A 16,592-nucleotide genomic window follows, 5' to 3' on the forward strand; every position below is an offset into this window, starting at 1 on the left:
GGGGATTCGCGGTTGGGGCATGAGGGGAACTATCCTCATCTCACCCGCCCCCACCATTCACCCCGGAGCAGCCGTGAGACCTGGTCGTCGCCCGTCCCGCCGCATCCGGCTTCTCGCCATCGCCTGCGCGGGCGGAATCGCCGTGGCGGCCACGGTCCTCCTCGGCGGGTTCCACACCGAACTGCACCCGGTCACGCCCGACGAGCCCGGCGCCACCCGGAGCGAACTCGTCACGACCGAGGTCGTCGGCATCCGCACCTTCAGCCGGCCCGACGGCATCAGCGTGGCCACGGATGTCGTGTACGGCACCCAGTCGGACGGCGCGCTGCTCACCCTCGACGTCTGCTCGCCCACCGGCGACGCCGAGGCGGGTGGGTTGCGCCCGGCCGTCGTCTCCATCCACGGCGGCAGCTGGGCTCGCGGCGACAAGGGCAACTCCGACTGGCGGGCCGTGTGCACCTGGCTCGCAAGCGAGGGATTCGTCGCCTACTCGGTGAACTACCGCCTCGTGCCGGATGCCCTGTTCCCGGCCGCCATCGACGACCTGGGCCTCGCGGTCGAGTGGATCCGCCAGGCGGAGAACGCCGCGCAGTACGGCATCGACCCCGACCGCATCGGCGCGTTCGGCGGCTCGGCCGGCGGCAATCTGGCCGCCCTCCTCGGCGCGCGCGGATCGGGGTCCCTGACCGAGGGCGCGCGCGTCGCCGCGGTCGCAGAGCTCTCCGGTCCGACCGACCTGGGCCACGAGGCGCTCGTGGTCGGCAACGCGCCCGCCGGGCTGCAGCGGATCGTGCAGAGCTACCTCGGCTGCGACTCGCTGGCCGACTGCCCGCAGGCCGGCGCCGCATCGCCGCTTCGCGAACTCGACCCGAGCGACCCACCCGTCTTCATCGGCGCGGCCGCAGAGGAGTTCATCCCGCTCGCCCAGTCCATCGGGTACGCCTCCAGGCTCGACCGGCTCGGCATCCCGAACGAGCTGGTGACCGTGCCCGGCACCCTGCACTCGATCGGCATCCTCGACGCGGCCATGCGCGTGAAGGTCGCCGCGTTCCTGCACCGGCACCTCGGCACCTAATACGGGTTGAGTCGCGGAGAAAGTACCTTCGTTGTGAAATTGAAGGTACTTGGTCCGCAACTGAGCGGGGAGACTCCCGGGGGCGTTCCCCTCAGACCGGCTGCCGGCCACGGATGCGCCGGGAGAGCTCGGCCGCCGTGCCCGAGATCCTCTCGGCCAGGGCCGGCCACTCCGACTCCGCGATCGCGTCGCGGGGAAAGGTCACCGCGATGCTCGCGGCCGGCCAGCCGGCGTGGTCGCGCACGGCCACCGCGACCGAGGCCATGCCGGCGGTGATCTCGCCGTCCTCCTGCGCGTACCCCTGGCGGCGCACCTGGTCGAGCAGGCGGCGCAGCTCGGTCGAGGTGCGCGGCCCCCGGCCGTCCCGCTCCTGGAAGGCGGCCGCATTGGGGTACAGCGCCCGCAGCTGGGCCGCCGGCAGCGCGGCCAGGAGCGCGCGGCCGCTCGCGGTGAGGTGTCCGGGCAGGCGCACCCCGACATCCGTCACCAGCGACGGTCGACGGGGCGCGCGTTCCTCGACCAGGTAGATGACGTCGCGGCCGTGCAGCACGACGAGGTGCGCGCTCTCGCCGAGCCGGTCAACGAGCTGCGCGACCAGCGGGCGGCCGAGGTGCGAGAGCGGCTCCTGGCGGGAGAACCCCGTGCTCAGCTCGAAGGCGGCCAGGCCCAGCCCGTAGCGCCGTTCCTCGGGCAGGTGCACGACGAAGCCGCGCTCGGCGAGCACGGCGAGCAGCTGGTAGACGGTCGACCGGGGCAGGCCGAGCGCGGTCGCAATGGCGGAGGCGGGCACCGGCCCGCGCTGGGTCGCGAGGTGGGACAGGATGCGCAGCGTGCCCTCCGCCGCGGGAACCTTGGAGTGCGCGGGAACCTTGGACCGTGCCGACCCCTGGGGCGGTGTCGATTCCTCCGCCTGCGCCATCCGTTCGCCCTGCCCGGTCCGTGAAGTGTCCGGGATACCGGACGGTTCCGAGTCTAGACACGTCCTGACGGGGCCGTCGGTGGTGTGCAATCGGAGTATGACCTTCTCCGCAGCATCCGTCACCGTGGGCACAGGCCCGGTGTCCTTCGCCGACGTCGTCGCCGTGGCCCGTCATGGCGCCCCGATCACGCTCGACCCGACCGCGCTCGAGGGGGTCGCCGCCACCCGGCGCATCATCGACGCGCTGGCCGAGGACGTCGACCCGCACTACGGCATCTCGACCGGCTTCGGCGCCCTCGCCACGACCTTCATCACCGCGGATCGCCGCGCCCAGCTGCAGGCGAGCCTCGTGCGGTCGCACGCGGCCGGCAGCGGGCCGGAGGTCGAACGCGAGGTCGTGCGCGCGCTCATGCTGCTGCGGCTCTCGACGCTGATGACCGGGCGCACGGGCGTGCGCCCCGCCACGGCGCAGACCTACGCCGCCCTGCTCAATGCCGGAATCACCCCGATCGTGCGCGAATACGGCTCGCTCGGCTGCTCGGGCGACCTCGCCCCCCTGGCTCACTGCGCGCTGGCGATCATGGGCGAGGGCGAGGTGCGGGATGCCGCCGGCACCTGGCTGCACGCCGGCGACGCCCTGCGGGCGGCCGGCATCGAACCGGTCGTGCTCGCCGAAAAGGAAGGGCTGGCCCTGATCAATGGCACCGACGGCATGCTCGGCATGCTGGTGCTCGCCCTCGACGACCTCGCCCTGCTGCTGACGACCGCCGACATCGCCGCGGCGATGAGCGTCGAGGCACTCTTCGGCACGGATGCCACGTTCGCCGCCGACCTGCAGGCCCTCCGCCCCCAAGTGGGCCAGGCCCTGAGCGCGGCGAACCTGCGCGCCCTGCTTGCCGGCTCCCCCCTGCTCGCCAGCCACGCCGGGCCCGAGGACCCGACCGTGCAGGATGCGTACTCGCTGCGCTGCTCGCCGCAGGTGCACGGCGCGGCCAGGGACACTGCCGGCCACGCCGCGATGATCGCCGGCCGGGAGCTCGAGAGCGCGGTGGACAACCCGGTCGTGACGCTCGACGGCCGCGTCGAGTCCAACGGCAACTTCCACGGCGCCCCGGTAGGCTACGTGCTCGACTTCCTCGCCATCGCCGCGGCGGATGTCGCCAGCATGAGCGAGCGCCGCACCGACCGCCACCTCGACGCGTCCAGGAACAAGGGCCTCCCCCCGTTCCTCGCCCACGAGGTCGGCGTCGACTCCGGCCTGATGATCGCGCAGTACACGGCGGCCGGAATCGTGTCGGAGCTGAAGCGGCTGGCGGCGCCGGCATCCGTCGACTCGATCCCCTCGTCGGCCATGCAGGAGGACCACGTGTCGATGGGCTGGGCGGCCGCACGCAAGCTCCGCAAGTCGATCGACGGCCTGGGCCGCGTGCTGGCGATCGAGATCATGACCGCCGCCCGGTCGCTCGACCTGCGGGCGCCCCTGCTGCCCGGCCCGGCAACCGCGACCGTGCGCGACCTGGTGCGCACGGTCGCCGACGGGCCGGGTCACGACCGGTTCCTGTCGCCGGAAATCGAGGCGATCGTCGGGCTGGTCCAGACCGGTGCGGTGCGGGATGCCGCCGGGCAGGTTGCCCCCGCCCTGCACTGACGGACGTCGCCGGGGGGACCGCCAGACGGGTGGTTGTGCCCCCCATGCCCCCATGCGATACTGGCGCCACGCCGGCCTGTCCTGCTCCGGCGCACCGAACCATCCATACCCCGAAGATGGATTGACGATCGTGATGTTGCAGCAGCCGAACGGTATCCCCCAGCGCCTCCCGGGCGTCGGGATGTCGCGCCGCATGGGCTTTCCGATCGCAGTCGTTCTCGCGGTATCGCTCGTGGTCTTCGGGGCCCCCGCGATGGCGAGCGCAGCGGATTCCGCGCCCGACCCTGCGCCGACGGCAGCCTCGGACCCGGCGATTTCCGACCCGGCGATTTCCGACCCGGCTGTCGTACCGACGACCCCGGACCTGTCGGGCGCCGACCCGACGGCGCCTCTCGTCGACGCGGCCCCCGTGCCGGCGCCCGTCACCGACACCCCACCCGTCGTGGAGCCGGATCCCAGTGGCGATCCCGGCCCCGGCGGAGAGCCTGACCCCGGGACGGACCCCGAACCCGTCGCAGACCCGGCCCCCAGCGGCAATCCGACACCGACTGTCGATCCCGAACCCACTGTCGAACCCGCGGTGGATCCCGAACCCACGGTCGATCCCGGCGCAGACCCCGATCCCGCGGGGGAGCCGGATCCCGACCCCGCGCCCGGCACGCCCAATGCGCCGGCCCCGCCGGCTCCACCTTCCCCGCCAACTCCGGCGGCCGAAGTCGACCCCATCCCTCAGCAAGTCAACCGGCCGTCAGCGTCCCTGCTCGCGGAGCGCGCCGCCGCCGCAGCCGCCGCCCGCGCCGAGGCCGAACGCGCAGCGCAGGAACAGGCAGCAGCAGCACGGACTGCGGCGGAGCGGGCGGCAGCGTATGCCGCAGCGCTGGCCGAGGTGGCGAGCGCCCAGGCCGCCTACGACGCAGCGAAGCTCGGCTACGCGTCGGCCAAGGCCGAGTTCGACGCCGCCCTGGCCCGGGTCGACCTGGTCCACGCGCTGGCCGAGGAGGCCGCTGCCACCGCTGATGCGTCCAAGCGTGTCCTGGCCGCGTTGATTCGATCCCTGGCGCAGCACCAGTCCGGCACAGCGACCGCCGACGTCCTGCTCGGCGCGCAGAACGGCGCCGACCTGCTGTACCAGTTGGGCACACTCGACAAACTGGCGCAGCTGACCGGCAGCATCGACGCCATCCGCGCTCGCTCTGAGGCCGACACCCTGCGGGCGCTTTCCCTGTCCGAGCAGGAGGCCACGGCCCAGCAGACCGTGCAGAACGTCCCGATCGCAGAAACCCTCACCGCCATGCAGGCGGCCGAGGCCGCCCTGCAGGCCGCCACCGCGCGGCTAACCCTCCTGTCCGTCAGCGCTCCGGTCGGGATGTCCGGGCTGACCCCGATCGCCAACACGCTCGCGGCGATGCCGGCCGGACGACCGACCGCGCAGGGCTGGGTGACGCCCGCCGTCGGCAGCATCAACGACGTCTTCGGCCCCAGGCCCACGCGACCCGTTCCCGGGGTGGGCGCCGTTCACTACGGCACCGACATCGGGGCATCCTGCGGAGCGGCGATCTACGCGGCGAACTCCGGGGTGGTCGTGGCCGTCGGTTCCGTGGGCACCTACGGCAACTGGATCCTCATCGACCACGGCAACGGGGTGGAGACCGGGTACGCGCACGTGGCCCCCGGCCAGACCCTCGTGGCGGTCGGCGACGCCGTCATCGCCGGAGAGGTCATTGCCGGCGTCGGCAGCACCGGCGCATCCACCGGATGCCACCTGCACTTCGAAGTGAGGGTGAACGGCTCGCGGGTCGATGGCCAGGCGTATCTGGCCGAGCGCGGAGTCGTTCTCGGCCGCTGACCCGACGCGACCGGTTTCGGCGGTCGGCGTTCGGCGTCGGTAGGGCGCGTTCGGCGTCGGCGTGGCGCCGGCGCCTCATCCGCGGAGCGGGGCACGGTGCGCGGCCCACGTCTTGCCATTGCGTGACATTTGTATTTTACTAGGTGACAGACCAAGCATCGAAGGAGCAGCACCGTGGCCGAGTCATCCACCCGCACCGTGGAACGCGCCCTCAGCCTGCTCGCCGTGATCTGCGATGGGGACGGCCTCACCCTGTCCGCGAGTTCCCGCGCCGTCGACCTCTCGCCGAGCACCGCGCTTCGCCTGTTGCGCACCCTCGAGACGAGCGGGTTTGTTCGGAAGGACGATGACGGCGGCTACCGGCCGGGCAGCCGTTTGATCCAACTCGGCGCACAGTCCCTGAGCAACGAGTCCCTCGCCCCGCTCTGTCGCCCGGTGATGGAAGACCTCGTCGCCGCGACCGGCGAATCCGTCTACCTGAGTGTCGAAGGCCACGCCCACACCGCGTTGTACCTCGCCATCGTCGAGGGCACGCACTCGGTCCGGCACGCCAGCTGGGTCGGCCGAACGGTTCCGCTCGACCAGTCGGCCTCCGGCCAGGTGCTGGCCGGCCGGACGCCCGCCGAGGGCTATGTCGTCGTTGAACGCGGCGTCGAAACCGATGTCACCGCAATCGCCGCCCCGATCCGCTCCGCCGATCGCGTCGTGGCCGCCCTCAGCCTGGTCATCCCGAGCTACCGGGTCGCCCCCGCCGATATCGAACGCTACGGCCCCCTGCTCGTCACCGCGGCCGCCCGCGTATCCGCCGGCCTCGGCGCATCCACCCCCATCCCCGCCCCCGCCCCACCCGCCGAACTGTGAGTTTGGCACCTTCATTGGGCCAACGAAGGTGCCAAACTCACAGTTCGGCGGACTGAAAACCCCAAGGAGACACCGATGTCTGAATCCCGCCCCGTACGCGCCGCCCGCGGAACCGAGCTGACCGCGAAGAGCTGGCAGACCGAGGGTGCGCTGCGGATGCTGATGAACAACCTCGACCCCGAGGTCGCCGAGCACCCGGAGAACCTCGTCGTCTATGGCGGAACGGGCAAGGCCGCCCGGAACTGGGAGGCCTACGACGCCATCGTGCGCACCCTCACCACACTGGAGAAGGACGAGACCCTGCTCGTGCAGTCCGGCAAGCCGGTGGGCGTGTTCCGCACCAACGAGTGGGCGCCTCGGGTGCTCATCGCCAATTCCAACCTCGTGGGCGACTGGGCCACCTGGCCGGAGTTCCGCCGGCTCGAGGCCCTCGGCCTGACGATGTACGGCCAGATGACGGCCGGCTCCTGGATCTACATCGGCACCCAGGGCATCCTGCAGGGCACCTACGAGACGTTCGCCGCCGTCGCCGCCAAACGGTTCGGTGGAACGCTGGCCGGCACCCTCACCCTCACCGGCGGCGCCGGCGGCATGGGCGGCGCGCAGCCGCTCGCCGTCACGATGAACGAGGGCGCCGTGCTGATCGTCGACGTCGACGAGTCCCGGCTGCAGCGCCGCGTCGACCACGGGTACCTCGACGAACTGGCCACCGACCAGGGCGACGCCATCGCCCGGGTGCTCGCCGCCAAGTCCGAGAAGCGAGCCCTCTCGGTCGGCCTGGTCGGCAACGCCGCGACCGTGTTCCCCGAGCTGCTCGCCCGCAAGGTTCCGATCGACATCGTCACCGACCAGACCAGCGCGCACGACCCGCTCTCCTACCTGCCGGAGGGCGTCAGCGTGGAGGAATGGCACAGCTACGCGGCCGCCCAGCCCGAGGAGTTCACCGAGCGGGCACGGGCATCCATGGCGAAGCAGGTGAAGGCCATGGTCGAGTTCCAGGATGCCGGCGCCGAGGTCTTCGACTATGGCAACTCGATCCGCGCCGAGGCCGAACTCGGCGGCTACGACCGCGCGTTCGCGTTCCCCGGGTTCGTGCCCGCGTACATCCGCCCGCTCTTCGCCGAGGGCAAGGGGCCGTTCCGCTGGGTGGCGCTGTCGGGCGACCCGGCCGACATCGCGGCCACCGACAAGGCCATCGTCGAACTGTTCCCGGAGGACGAGCACCTGCGCCGGTGGATCACGAAGGCGCGGGAGTTGGTGCACTTCGAGGGCCTGCCGGCCCGGATCTGCTGGCTCGGCTACAAGGAACGCCACCTCGCCGGGCTCAAGTTCAACGAGATGGTCGCCTCGGGCGAGCTCAGCGCACCGATCGTGATCGGCCGCGACCACCTCGACTCCGGCTCGGTCGCCTCGCCGTACCGGGAGACCGAGGGCATGAAGGACGGCTCCGACGCGATCGCCGACTGGCCGCTGCTGAACGCCCTGCTGAACACCGCGTCGGGCGCCACCTGGGTCTCGATCCACCACGGCGGCGGCGTCGGCATCGGCCGCAGCATCCACGCCGGCCAGGTCATCGTCGCCGACGGCACCGCGCTGGCCGCCGAGAAGATCGAGCGCGTGCTCACCAACGACCCCGGCACCGGCGTGATGCGCCACGTCGACGCCGGCTACGGGCGAGCCGAAGAGGTCGCCAGGGAACGGGGCCTCCGCGTGCCGATGATGGAGTCCTGATGACCACGCCGGCTCGTTTCCCTCGTGAGGGGTCGCATATCGACGTTCCCGGGGCCAACGAAGGTCGATATGCGACCCCTCACGGGATTAAGGCGGTCCACCGATGAGCGAGCTCCTCGCGGACGGCATGCTGGCCGGCCTCGACGAGATCGCCGGGACCGGCCGGGATGCCCGCCGCGGCGGCTACTCCCGGCACGTCTGGCAGGCCGCCGAGCTCGAACTGCGCGCCTGGTTCGTCGAACGCGCCGGGCGCATCGGGCTCGATGTCGAGACTGACCGCAACGGCAACATCTGGGCCTGGTGGGGAACTCCCGGCCCGGATGCCGTCGTCACCGGCAGCCACCTCGACTCCGTCCCCGGCGGCGGCGCCTACGACGGCCCGCTCGGCGTCGTGTCGGCGCTCGACGCCATCGCCCGGCTGCAGGCGGCCGGCTTCACGCCGTCGCGCCCCTGCGCCATCCTCGTCTTCGCGGAGGAGGAGGGGTCCCGGTTCGGCATCGCCTGCCTCGGCTCGAGGCTCATGACCGGGGCGCTGGGCGCAGACCGCGCCCGGGCCCTCGTCGACGCCGACGGGGTGACGCTCGCCGAGGCAGCCGTTCGCGCCGGACTCGACCCCGCGCACCTCGGAACCGACCGGGAGGCCCTGGAGCGGATCGGCCTGTTCGTCGAACTGCACGTCGAGCAGGGCCGCGGCCTGATCGACCTCGGGCAGCCCGTGGCCGTGGCCTCGTCGATCCTCGCCCACGGCCGCTGGCGCCTCACCGTGACCGGCCAGGGCAACCACGCCGGCGCCACCCTGATGGCCGACCGGCGCGACCCGATGGTGGCGGCCGCCCGCGCCGTGCTCGCGGTGCAGGACGCGGCCTCGGCTCGCCCGGGCACGCGCGCCACCGTCGGCCGGATGAACATCGTCCCCGGCGGCACGAACGTGATCGCGTCGAGCGTGCAGGCCTGGCTTGACGCCCGGGCCGAGACCGACGAGGAGACCCGCGCGCTGCTGGGCGAGATCACCGCCTTGGTCGACGAGGCCGTGGCGGAAAACGGATGCTCCGTCGCCGTTGTCGAGGAATCCTGGGCCGGCTCGGTGCACTTCGACCCCGAGCTGCGCGACCGGTTCAGTGCGGCGCTCGGCGGCGTGCCCGCCCTGCCGACCGGGGCCGGCCACGACGCCGGGGTGCTCGCGGCGAGCGTGCCGAGCGCGATGCTCTTCGTGCGGAACCCCACCGGCATCTCGCACTCGCCGGAGGAGTTCGCCACGGCCGACGACTGCGTCGCCGGCGTCGAGGCGCTCGAGAAGCTGCTGCGGACGCTGCTGTGAGCGGGGCGGGCGCGAGCGGCGCAGGTGCGAGCGGCGCGGCTGGAAGCGGCGCGGCGAGCCCTTCGCCGCGTGACGCGACCGGCGCGCCGGAGCCGGTCGCCTATTGGTGCGAGACCCTGCTCGTCGACGGCGTGCCGACGCCCGGTGTCCGCCTCGAGGTCGGCGCCAACGGACGCTTGTCCGGCGTCACGGGCGGCGCCGAGCCGCTGCCGGGTGACGTGCGCCTCGGCACCGTGCTGCCGGGCATGGCCAACGCGCATTCGCATGCGTTCCACCGCGCGCTCCGCGGCCGCACCCACGCGGACGGGGGCGACTTCTGGCAGTGGCGGGAGGCGATGTACCTCGCCGCCGGCCGGCTCGACCCCGACCGGTACTACGCGCTCGCCCGAGCCGTGTTCGCCGAGATGCTGGTCAGCGGCTGGACCGCGGTCGGCGAGTTCCACTACGTGCACCACCGCCCGGACGGCTCCCGGTACCCGCGCAAGCACGCCATGGAGCTCGCGCTGGCGGCGGCGGCGCGCGATGTGGGCATCCGTCTCGTGCTGCTCGACACCGTCTACCTGGCCGGCGGCATCGGGCACCCGCTCGCGCCGGAGCAGCGTGCCTTCGACGACGGTTCGGCGGCGGGCTGGCTGGAACGCTGGAACGCCCTGGGCGAGGCCCTCGGCGCGGATCCGGACGCCCGGGTCAGCCTCGGCGCGGCAATCCACTCCGTGAGGGCCGTACCGCCGGACGCGATTCGGCAGGTGCTGGCCGGCCTGCCTCCGGCGGTGCCGCTGCACATCCACCTCTCCGAGCAGCCGCAGGAAAACGCGGACTGCCTGACCGAATACGGCCGGACCCCGGCCGGCGTGCTCGCCGGCCTCGGCGCGCTCACGCCGCGGCTGAGTGTCGTGCACGCCACCCACCTCAGCGACGAGGACGTGACGCTGATCGGGGCCGCCGGCGCGACTGTCGTGATGTGCCCGACCACGGAGGCCGACCTCGGCGACGGGATCGGCCCGGCGCGCCGTCTCAGCGATGCCGGCGCGCCGATCGCCCTCGGTTCCGACCAGAACGCCGTCGTCGACCCGATGCTCGAGATGCGCGGCCTCGAGGCCGGCGAACGGCTGGCCTCCGGCGAGCGCGGACGGTTCGACCCGGCCTCCCTCCTGGCCGCCGCGTCGACCAACGGCTACGCCTCCCTCGGGCTCGGCGAGAACCGGCTGCGCCCGGGCGACCTGTGCGACCTCGTCGAGCTGTCGACGCGGAGCGTCCGCACCGTCGGGTCGGCGCCGGCCCAGCTTCCGCTCACCGCGACGGCATCCGACGTGCTGCGGGTGATCGTGCACGGCGTGATCGTCGCCGACTCCGGGCGGCTCGTGCCCGCCGATCTCGTCTCCGCCGACGGCGCGGCCGACCGGTTGCCGGAGACACTGCTGCGGGAGGCCCTCGCCGCCCTCGAAACAGCCCTGCCCACCCGTGACGCAGCACTGCCCACGCATGACGCCACCTCGGGAGACACCGCATGACCACCGAATTGATCACCGGCATCCGCGAGTTGACCACCCAGGCCGATGACGGAGCGCGCCTGCGGGGTGCCGCGCTGGTCATCGAGGGTGGGCGGATCGCCTGGATGGGCCCGGCGGCCGAGGCGCCGGCGGCCGATCGACGCACGGATGTCGGCGGTCGCGCCGCACTCCCCGGCTGGGTGGACACGCACACCCACCTCGTCTTCGCGGGCGACCGGGCGGCGGAGTTCGAGGCCCGGATGGCCGGGCAGCGCTACGAGGCCGGCGGGATCAACACCACGGTGCAGGCGACGCGCGCGGCGACCGAGGAACAGCTGATCGGCAACGCGGCGCGGCTGCGCCGGGAGGCCGAAGCGCAGGGCACCACGTTCCTCGAGACCAAGACCGGCTACGGCCTCGACCTCGAGAGCGAAACCCGCTCGGCGAGCGCCGCGGCGGCCGTGGCCGACGTCGTCAGCTACCTCGGCGCGCACGTCGTGCCGCAGGGCGTCGACCGGCGCGACTACCTCGACCTCGTGACCGGCCCGATGCTCGCGGCGGTCGCCCCCTTCGTGCAGTACATCGACGCGTTCTGCGAGGCGGGCGCCTTCGACGTGGAGGAGACCCGCGAGGTGCTGCTCGCCGGCCGCGCCGCCGGCCTCGGCCTGCGCGTGCACGGCAACCAGCTCGGTTTCAGCGGCGGGGTGCGGCTCGCGGTCGAGCTGGGCGCTGCGAGCGTCGACCACTGCAACCACCTGGAGGCCGCGGACATCGACGCGCTGGCGTCGTCGTCGACGGTGGCGACGCTGCTCCCCGCCTGCGACCTGTCCACGCGCGAACCGTTCCCGCCGGCCCGGCGGCTGCTCGACGCCGGCGCGAGCATCGCCCTGGCCACCAACTGCAACCCCGGCACGTCGTACACGACATCAATGCCCTACTGCGTGGCGACGGCGGTGCTGCAGATGGGGCTGACGATCGAGGAGGCCGTCTGTGCCGCGACCCGCGGGGCCGCCCGGGCAGTGGGCCGCGAGCACGGGACGGATGCGGTGGGGTCGCTCCGCGTGGGCGGCCTGGCCGACCTGCAGGTGCTCGACGCGCCATCCGTTGCCCACCTCGCTTACCGCCCGGGGGTGCCCCTGACGGCTGCGGTGTGGCGGCGGGGAGTGCGCCTCGAGTTCGGGCACCGGGGTGTCTGAGCCGTCCGCGGTGCGGGTGCTGACCGCGGCCAGCCGAGTCGCCGAGCCGTGGCGGAACGGCGGAGGCGTGACCAGCGAGGTGGCGGCGCGCCCGCTCGGGGGCGGCCCGGCCGGGTTCGACTGGCGGCTGAGCATCGCGACCATCGCCGGGGACAACCCGTTCTCCGGCTACCCGGGCGTCGACCGGATGTTGATGGCCATCTCGCCACAGGGGCTCGACCTGGTCGACGGGGGCGTCCCTGTGCACCTCGGGCAATTCGACGTGCACCGGTTCCCGGGCGAGAACGAGGTGGCTGCCGTTGCGGTGACCTCGCCGACGCTCGACCGCAACCTCATGACCAGGCGTGGCCGGTGCGCCGGGTCGCTGCGTTCGGTGCACTTCTCCGGGCTCTGGACGGTGGAGGCCGGAGACGGGGAAGACCTCGCGCTCGTGGTTTTGGACGGGATCCTCCGCCTGGGCGAGCGCACGCTGACCGCGCTGGATGCCGTGCTGCTCGAGCACGCCGGGCGGGCCCAGCTCGAGGGAACCGCGCGCGTTGCCCTGGCCCGGGTGGCGCGCATCCGTCACTGACCTCCTCCGCCGAGATTGACGGTTCCGGTCGAGTTGCCCCGGCACACCAGTCAAACTCGACCGGAACAGGCAAAGTCGGCGCCCAACCCGAGCCGGTCAGACCAGTGACTCCGCCCCACCGGCGAGACCGTCCGCCTGCCCGCGCAGGTAGCCGGCGAACCCGTCCGGCGCGCGCCCGTCGAGCCGCCCCGAGGTCAGCACCGGGATGAGCGCGGTGCGGATCTCGCTCACCCGGCGTGCACGCAGGGCCGAGACCAGCGACACGTCCTCGTGCCGCTCGATGCAGGCGAACTCGCCGGCCTGGCGGTATCGATCGGCGCGCACGCCGAGGTTGGCACCGTGAATGTGCGGATGCCCCTCCGAAAGCCGGTGCTGCGCGGCCCACCGGTCCCGGGCCGCCTCCGGCAGGCAGTCGTCGGGCTCCACCGTTCCGAGCACGAGGTCCACGTCGTTGCGGGCGAACGCCAGCTGGGCCGTCAGCCAGTTGGGCGGCACCGCTGAGTCGGCATCCGTCGTCGCTATCCAGGTGCTGCCGGTGAAGTGAGCGGGCGTCGGCAGAAGATGCCGCACCCCGGCCCGGCGGGCGGCGCCGACGATCCCGCGGTCGGTGTGGAGGCGGGCGAAGTCGGGCCAGCCCGCGGCGACCCTGGCGGTCTGGTCAGTGCAGCGATCCAGCACGATGACGACGGACACCATCGGTGGGGTCAGATCACGCACGGCGTGCACCTCGGCGATCGCCGCGGTCATCGCGTCGAGGCAGCGCGGCAGGAGCTCCTCCTCGTTCCGGGCGGGAATCACGACGACCAGCTCGTCGATCGGTCCCCGGCCGGTCATGGGGCGAGTCCTTCCCGCTGGGCGACGGAGCGCGCCGGCGCAGGTTCGAACACCTCGAGCAGGAAGTCCCGTTCCCGGTGCGCCACGGTGCGTTCCAGCCCCTCCAGTCGCCCCAGCTCCTCGTGCACCCGGTCGCCGGTCAGCGGATATTCCCCCACCGGATGCCGCCAGTGGCAGGCGAGGAGCACGCCGTCGGGCGCGAGTCCGGCGCGGCACCGCTCGAGCAGGTCCCGCAGCTCGGCCGGTGAGAAGTAGTAACCGACCTCGGACAGCACGATCAGGTCGAAGCTCCCCTCCGGCCACTCGCCCGGGAGCGTGCGCCTCGTGAACGTGACGCCGGGGCGACCGGCAAGCCGGGCGCGGGCGGTCCGGAGCGGTTGTTCGGCGATGTCCACGGCGTCCACGGTGGTGCAGCGGTCGGCGAGCTCGGCGGTGAGAACTCCGATCGAGCAGCCCAGTTCGAGCGCCGCGGTGAAGCGTTCGCGGGGCAGCGCCGCCAGGGTGAGTGCCCGCTTGCGCTTCTCGTACCACCGCGTTTCGAAGCCCCACGGATCGGTTTCGCCGGCATAGAACTCGTCGAAGAACGGTTCGGCCAGGCTCTCGGCCGGCCGCGCCTCGGGCTCCGCGGTCTCGGGCTCCGTGGCCTCGAGGAACGTCTCGTAGCCCCTGCTGAAGTGCTGGCCGAAGGCCGGCTGGATGATCGCCTCGTCGCCGGCCCGCTCCGACAGGGGTTCCACCTGGCTGCGGTGCAGCTGCATGGCCCGGGACTTCCGCTCCCGATCTTGCGGCTCCAGCTCGAGGGTGCGGAGCGCCGTCACCGGCCACACCGGGTCGCCGGGCGTGGACCAGTGCCACGCCCAGATCGGGTACTCGAACACTCGTGCGGGAGCACCCAGGGCGGCAGCGAGGCGGTTTGCGGCATGGGCGGCCGCGCCGGCGGCGGCGTGATCCGGATGCCCGTCCGCCTGCCACGGGGCCACGATCCAGGCGCCGGGTCCTCCCGGTCCGAGTTCCGCCGCCACCGCGCGCGCCGCCTCTTCGCCGTGCTCGGCGAGAGCGCCGTCGGGCAGGTCGAGCAGGCACAGGCGGGCCCTGGGGGCGAGCGCCGCCACCGCGGACGCGACCTCGCGTCGGCGCAGGGCGGAGAGGCGTTTCCTGGAGTGGGTCGTCGAGCCGGGATGGGAGGCCTCCCCGTTGCTGAGCACGACCACGGTGATCGGCACTCCGGCCCGTGCGGCCCGCGCGATCAGGCCGCCCGCACCGAGGGTCTCGTCATCGGGGTGCGCGGCCACGACCACGAGCCTCTGGAGGTCGTCTATCGGGAGGTCCTCGGCCGAAGCACCGCGGCCCGCAGCCCAGACGGCCTCGGCGGTGCCGACATCCTGATGGCCAAAGGTCACCATGGCGCAGGGGCGTTCGTCAGGAGCATCCGTCCGAGCGCAGCGTCGTCGCGTTCGGCGTGGTGCTGGCGAACGTACAGCTGCAGGTCGGCGACGCGCTGCGCGTGCCGGGCGTCGAGGGCGAGGGGCGCCGGCCCGAGCGCGTGGCCCGTGCGGGCGATCACCTCGTCGACCGTGCGGGCCACGAGGCCGCGCACCCGGGCGGCGAGGATGGCGCCGTCCACGCCGGCGGCCGTTCCGGCGTCGATCGCTGTCGCCGCGGCGGCCAGCGAGCCGCCGGCGGCGCTCAGGAGCACATCGAGCGCGCCCAGGTGCGCGAGCGCGATCTGGTCGGGTTCGCGTTCGCGGGCCGCCGCGAAGACACGGCGCGCGACCCCGACCGCGCCGCCCCACCAGCAGGCCGCGACCCCGATTCCGCCCCAGGCGAATCCGGGCCGGCGCAGGTACCACTCGTCGTCCCCGACCGGGACGGCCGGCAGATCCCGGAAATCGACCGGACCGCTCGGCACGGCCGGGAGCCCGCGGGCCACCCAGGTGCCCTCGTGCACGACGACCCCAGGGTGGGCGAGGTCGACCGCGAACAGCCGCCGGCTCGTCTCGGAGGTGTGGGCCGTCACCAGCGCGTGGCTGAGCGACCCGGCGAGGGAGCACCACGGTTTCGTGCCGTCGATCAGCCAGCGGCCGCCGTCGGCCTGGCGAGCCGTGAGCCGGGCTCCGCGGGCCTCGGCGGCGAAGACTCCCCAGGTGCCCCCTCCCGCCGGCGCCCCCGGGAGGCCGGCGGGGTCGACGCCCGCCTGGCCCAGGATGGACAGCGCGTCCAGGTGCGCCTCGGCCACCCGAGCCGCCGTGAGGTCCGCGGCCGCGAGGGTGGCGAGGGCTTCGAAGAGCTGCCGCGTGTTGCCGTCACCCGGGCCGGCAACGGATGCGCCCAGGCGCCGAGCGAGGGCCAGCGCCCGCCCGGCGTCACCGTCCACGGAGGAGGCGGCCGCGGCCAGCTCTCCCAGGCGTGCGTGCTCCGTGCTGTCTCGGCGCTTCGTGCGGTCTCCCGACCCGGATCGGTCTCCCGTCCCGGTCAGCCACACCGGCGCGCGATCCTGCTCGTCAGTCATCCCTGCCCTCTGTCAGTTTCGGCCTCGGGCTTCCGGTGTGCGCCCGCTCAGGCCTTGCCGGCCGGCCGGGTTGGGGCCTTCGCGGTGGACTTCCGCGGCGAACGGTTCTCGGCGCTGACCATCCAGGCGTACTGCTCGAGCTTCTCGATGATGCCGTGCAGGATGTCGGCGCTGGTGGGGTCTTCCTCGTCGATCGCGTCGTGCACGGCACGGATGTTGTCGACCGTCGCGTCCAGGCGCTCGGTGATCAGGCCGACGGCGTCGGCCGTGTCGACTTCGCCGGCGGGGAACTTCGGCAGGTGTGTGTCTTTTGTGACCGTCTCGCTGCGTCCGTCGGGCAGGGCGTCGAGGGCGCGCATCCGCTCGGCCAGCTCGTCGGAGAAGATCCGCGCGTCGGCGATGATCTCATCGAGCTGCAGGTGCAGGTCACGGAAGTTCTTTCCCACGATGCTCCAGTGGGCCTGCTTGCCCTGGACGTGCAGTTCGATCAGATCGACCAGGACAGATTGCATGTTGGAACCGAGTTCTGCGGATGCCTTCATTGGTGGTGCCCCTCTCGCTCGTTGGAACGGGGTAGACCGTACGCCGGCCATT

Annotated in this window: 14 protein-coding genes; 9 read left to right on the plus strand and 5 right to left on the minus strand. The window is 73.0% G+C overall.

Annotated elements, in window-relative coordinates:
• Positions 1-19: 19 nt before the first annotated feature.
• Positions 20-1,075: an alpha/beta hydrolase gene (locus E3T54_RS09230; RefSeq protein ID WP_134475419.1), complete on the plus strand. Its 1,056-nt coding sequence runs from the start codon at positions 20-22 to the stop codon at positions 1,073-1,075.
• 91 nt (positions 1,076-1,166) lie between these two features.
• Here the strand turns inward: E3T54_RS09230 and E3T54_RS09235 are convergent, their stop codons facing one another.
• The gene (locus tag E3T54_RS09235) at positions 1,167-1,994 is read right to left on the minus strand and encodes an IclR family transcriptional regulator (RefSeq protein WP_134475420.1); all 828 of its coding nucleotides are present in this window, start codon (positions 1,992-1,994) and stop codon (positions 1,167-1,169) included.
• A 97-nt stretch (positions 1,995-2,091) separates the two neighbouring features.
• On the opposite strand from E3T54_RS09235, the gene hutH reads away from it, so the two are divergent.
• The 8 genes from hutH (at position 2,092) to E3T54_RS09275 (ending at position 12,655) form a co-directional block, all read left to right on the plus strand.
• On the plus strand, positions 2,092-3,642 hold the full coding sequence (gene hutH / locus E3T54_RS09240; RefSeq protein ID WP_134475421.1) for a histidine ammonia-lyase: 1,551 nt from the start codon (positions 2,092-2,094) through the stop codon (positions 3,640-3,642).
• 52 nt (positions 3,643-3,694) lie between these two features.
• On the plus strand, positions 3,695-5,488 hold the full coding sequence (locus E3T54_RS09245) for a peptidoglycan DD-metalloendopeptidase family protein (RefSeq protein WP_166804872.1): 1,794 nt from the start codon (positions 3,695-3,697) through the stop codon (positions 5,486-5,488).
• A gap of 174 nt (positions 5,489-5,662) precedes the next feature.
• Positions 5,663-6,349 carry an IclR family transcriptional regulator gene (locus E3T54_RS09250; protein ID WP_134475423.1) on the plus strand — a complete coding sequence of 229 codons (687 nt, stop codon included), beginning with the start codon at positions 5,663-5,665 and terminating at the stop codon, positions 6,347-6,349.
• 75 nt (positions 6,350-6,424) lie between these two features.
• The gene (gene hutU, locus E3T54_RS09255) at positions 6,425-8,080 is read left to right on the plus strand and encodes a urocanate hydratase (RefSeq protein ID WP_134475424.1); all 1,656 of its coding nucleotides are present in this window, start codon (positions 6,425-6,427) and stop codon (positions 8,078-8,080) included.
• Positions 8,081-8,183: 103 nt separating this feature from the next.
• The gene (locus tag E3T54_RS09260; protein ID WP_174844410.1) at positions 8,184-9,398 is read left to right on the plus strand and encodes an allantoate amidohydrolase; all 1,215 of its coding nucleotides are present in this window, start codon (positions 8,184-8,186) and stop codon (positions 9,396-9,398) included.
• Entirely contained in the window at positions 9,395-10,909 is a 1,515-nt protein-coding gene (locus E3T54_RS09265; protein ID WP_134475425.1) for a formimidoylglutamate deiminase, read from the plus strand. Before E3T54_RS09260 ends, E3T54_RS09265 begins: the two co-directional genes overlap by 4 nt.
• Positions 10,906-12,084, plus strand: a complete 1,179-nt coding sequence (gene hutI / locus E3T54_RS09270; protein ID WP_134475426.1) for an imidazolonepropionase — start codon at positions 10,906-10,908, stop codon at positions 12,082-12,084. Before E3T54_RS09265 ends, hutI begins: the two co-directional genes overlap by 4 nt.
• Positions 12,077-12,655 (plus strand): HutD family protein, encoded by a 579-nt coding sequence (locus tag E3T54_RS09275; protein ID WP_166804873.1) that lies wholly within the window; start codon positions 12,077-12,079, stop codon positions 12,653-12,655. Before hutI ends, E3T54_RS09275 begins: the two co-directional genes overlap by 8 nt.
• Before the next feature lie 96 nt (positions 12,656-12,751).
• Here the strand turns inward: E3T54_RS09275 and E3T54_RS09280 are convergent, their stop codons facing one another.
• From E3T54_RS09280 to E3T54_RS09295, 4 genes are read right to left on the minus strand one after another with little or no spacing between them, the layout of a single operon-like run.
• On the minus strand, positions 12,752-13,489 hold the full coding sequence (locus E3T54_RS09280; RefSeq protein WP_134475428.1) for a glycosyltransferase family 2 protein: 738 nt from the start codon (positions 13,487-13,489) through the stop codon (positions 12,752-12,754).
• Positions 13,486-14,892 carry a PIG-L family deacetylase gene (locus tag E3T54_RS09285; RefSeq protein ID WP_134475429.1) on the minus strand — a complete coding sequence of 469 codons (1,407 nt, stop codon included), beginning with the start codon at positions 14,890-14,892 and terminating at the stop codon, positions 13,486-13,488. Before E3T54_RS09285 ends, E3T54_RS09280 begins: the two co-directional genes overlap by 4 nt.
• A complete protein-coding gene (locus tag E3T54_RS09290; protein ID WP_134475430.1) occupies positions 14,886-15,998 on the minus strand; it encodes an acyl-CoA dehydrogenase family protein in 1,113 nt (370 codons plus the stop codon). Before E3T54_RS09290 ends, E3T54_RS09285 begins: the two co-directional genes overlap by 7 nt.
• Before the next feature lie 47 nt (positions 15,999-16,045).
• Positions 16,046-16,540, minus strand: coding sequence for a Dps family protein (locus E3T54_RS09295; protein ID WP_134475431.1), 495 nt, complete (start codon positions 16,538-16,540; stop codon positions 16,046-16,048).
• Between the last annotated feature and the right edge of the window lie 52 nt (positions 16,541-16,592).

The organism is Cryobacterium sp. Sr8, from assembly GCF_004403225.1.
Classification (GTDB): Bacteria; Actinomycetota; Actinomycetes; order Actinomycetales; family Microbacteriaceae; genus Cryobacterium; species Cryobacterium psychrotolerans.

What these genes read in the sequence shown, in the direction of transcription:
- E3T54_RS09230 (WP_134475419.1), top strand. Translation starts at nt 20, where the DNA reads ATGAGGGGAACTATCCTCATCTCACCCGCCCCCACCATTCACCCCGGA.
- E3T54_RS09235 (WP_134475420.1), bottom strand. Translation starts at nt 1,994, where the DNA reads ATGGCGCAGGCGGAGGAATCGACACCGCCCCAGGGGTCGGCACGGTCC.
- hutH (WP_134475421.1), top strand. Translation starts at nt 2,092, where the DNA reads ATGACCTTCTCCGCAGCATCCGTCACCGTGGGCACAGGCCCGGTGTCC.
- E3T54_RS09245 (WP_166804872.1), top strand. Translation starts at nt 3,695, where the DNA reads ATGCGATACTGGCGCCACGCCGGCCTGTCCTGCTCCGGCGCACCGAAC.
- hutU (WP_134475424.1), top strand. Translation starts at nt 6,425, where the DNA reads ATGTCTGAATCCCGCCCCGTACGCGCCGCCCGCGGAACCGAGCTGACC.
- E3T54_RS09260 (WP_174844410.1), top strand. Translation starts at nt 8,184, where the DNA reads ATGAGCGAGCTCCTCGCGGACGGCATGCTGGCCGGCCTCGACGAGATC.
- hutI (WP_134475426.1), top strand. Translation starts at nt 10,906, where the DNA reads ATGACCACCGAATTGATCACCGGCATCCGCGAGTTGACCACCCAGGCC.
- E3T54_RS09280 (WP_134475428.1), bottom strand. Translation starts at nt 13,489, where the DNA reads ATGACCGGCCGGGGACCGATCGACGAGCTGGTCGTCGTGATTCCCGCC.
- E3T54_RS09285 (WP_134475429.1), bottom strand. Translation starts at nt 14,892, where the DNA reads ATGGTGACCTTTGGCCATCAGGATGTCGGCACCGCCGAGGCCGTCTGG.
- E3T54_RS09290 (WP_134475430.1), bottom strand. Translation starts at nt 15,998, where the DNA reads ATGACTGACGAGCAGGATCGCGCGCCGGTGTGGCTGACCGGGACGGGA.
- E3T54_RS09295 (WP_134475431.1), bottom strand. Translation starts at nt 16,540, where the DNA reads ATGAAGGCATCCGCAGAACTCGGTTCCAACATGCAATCTGTCCTGGTC.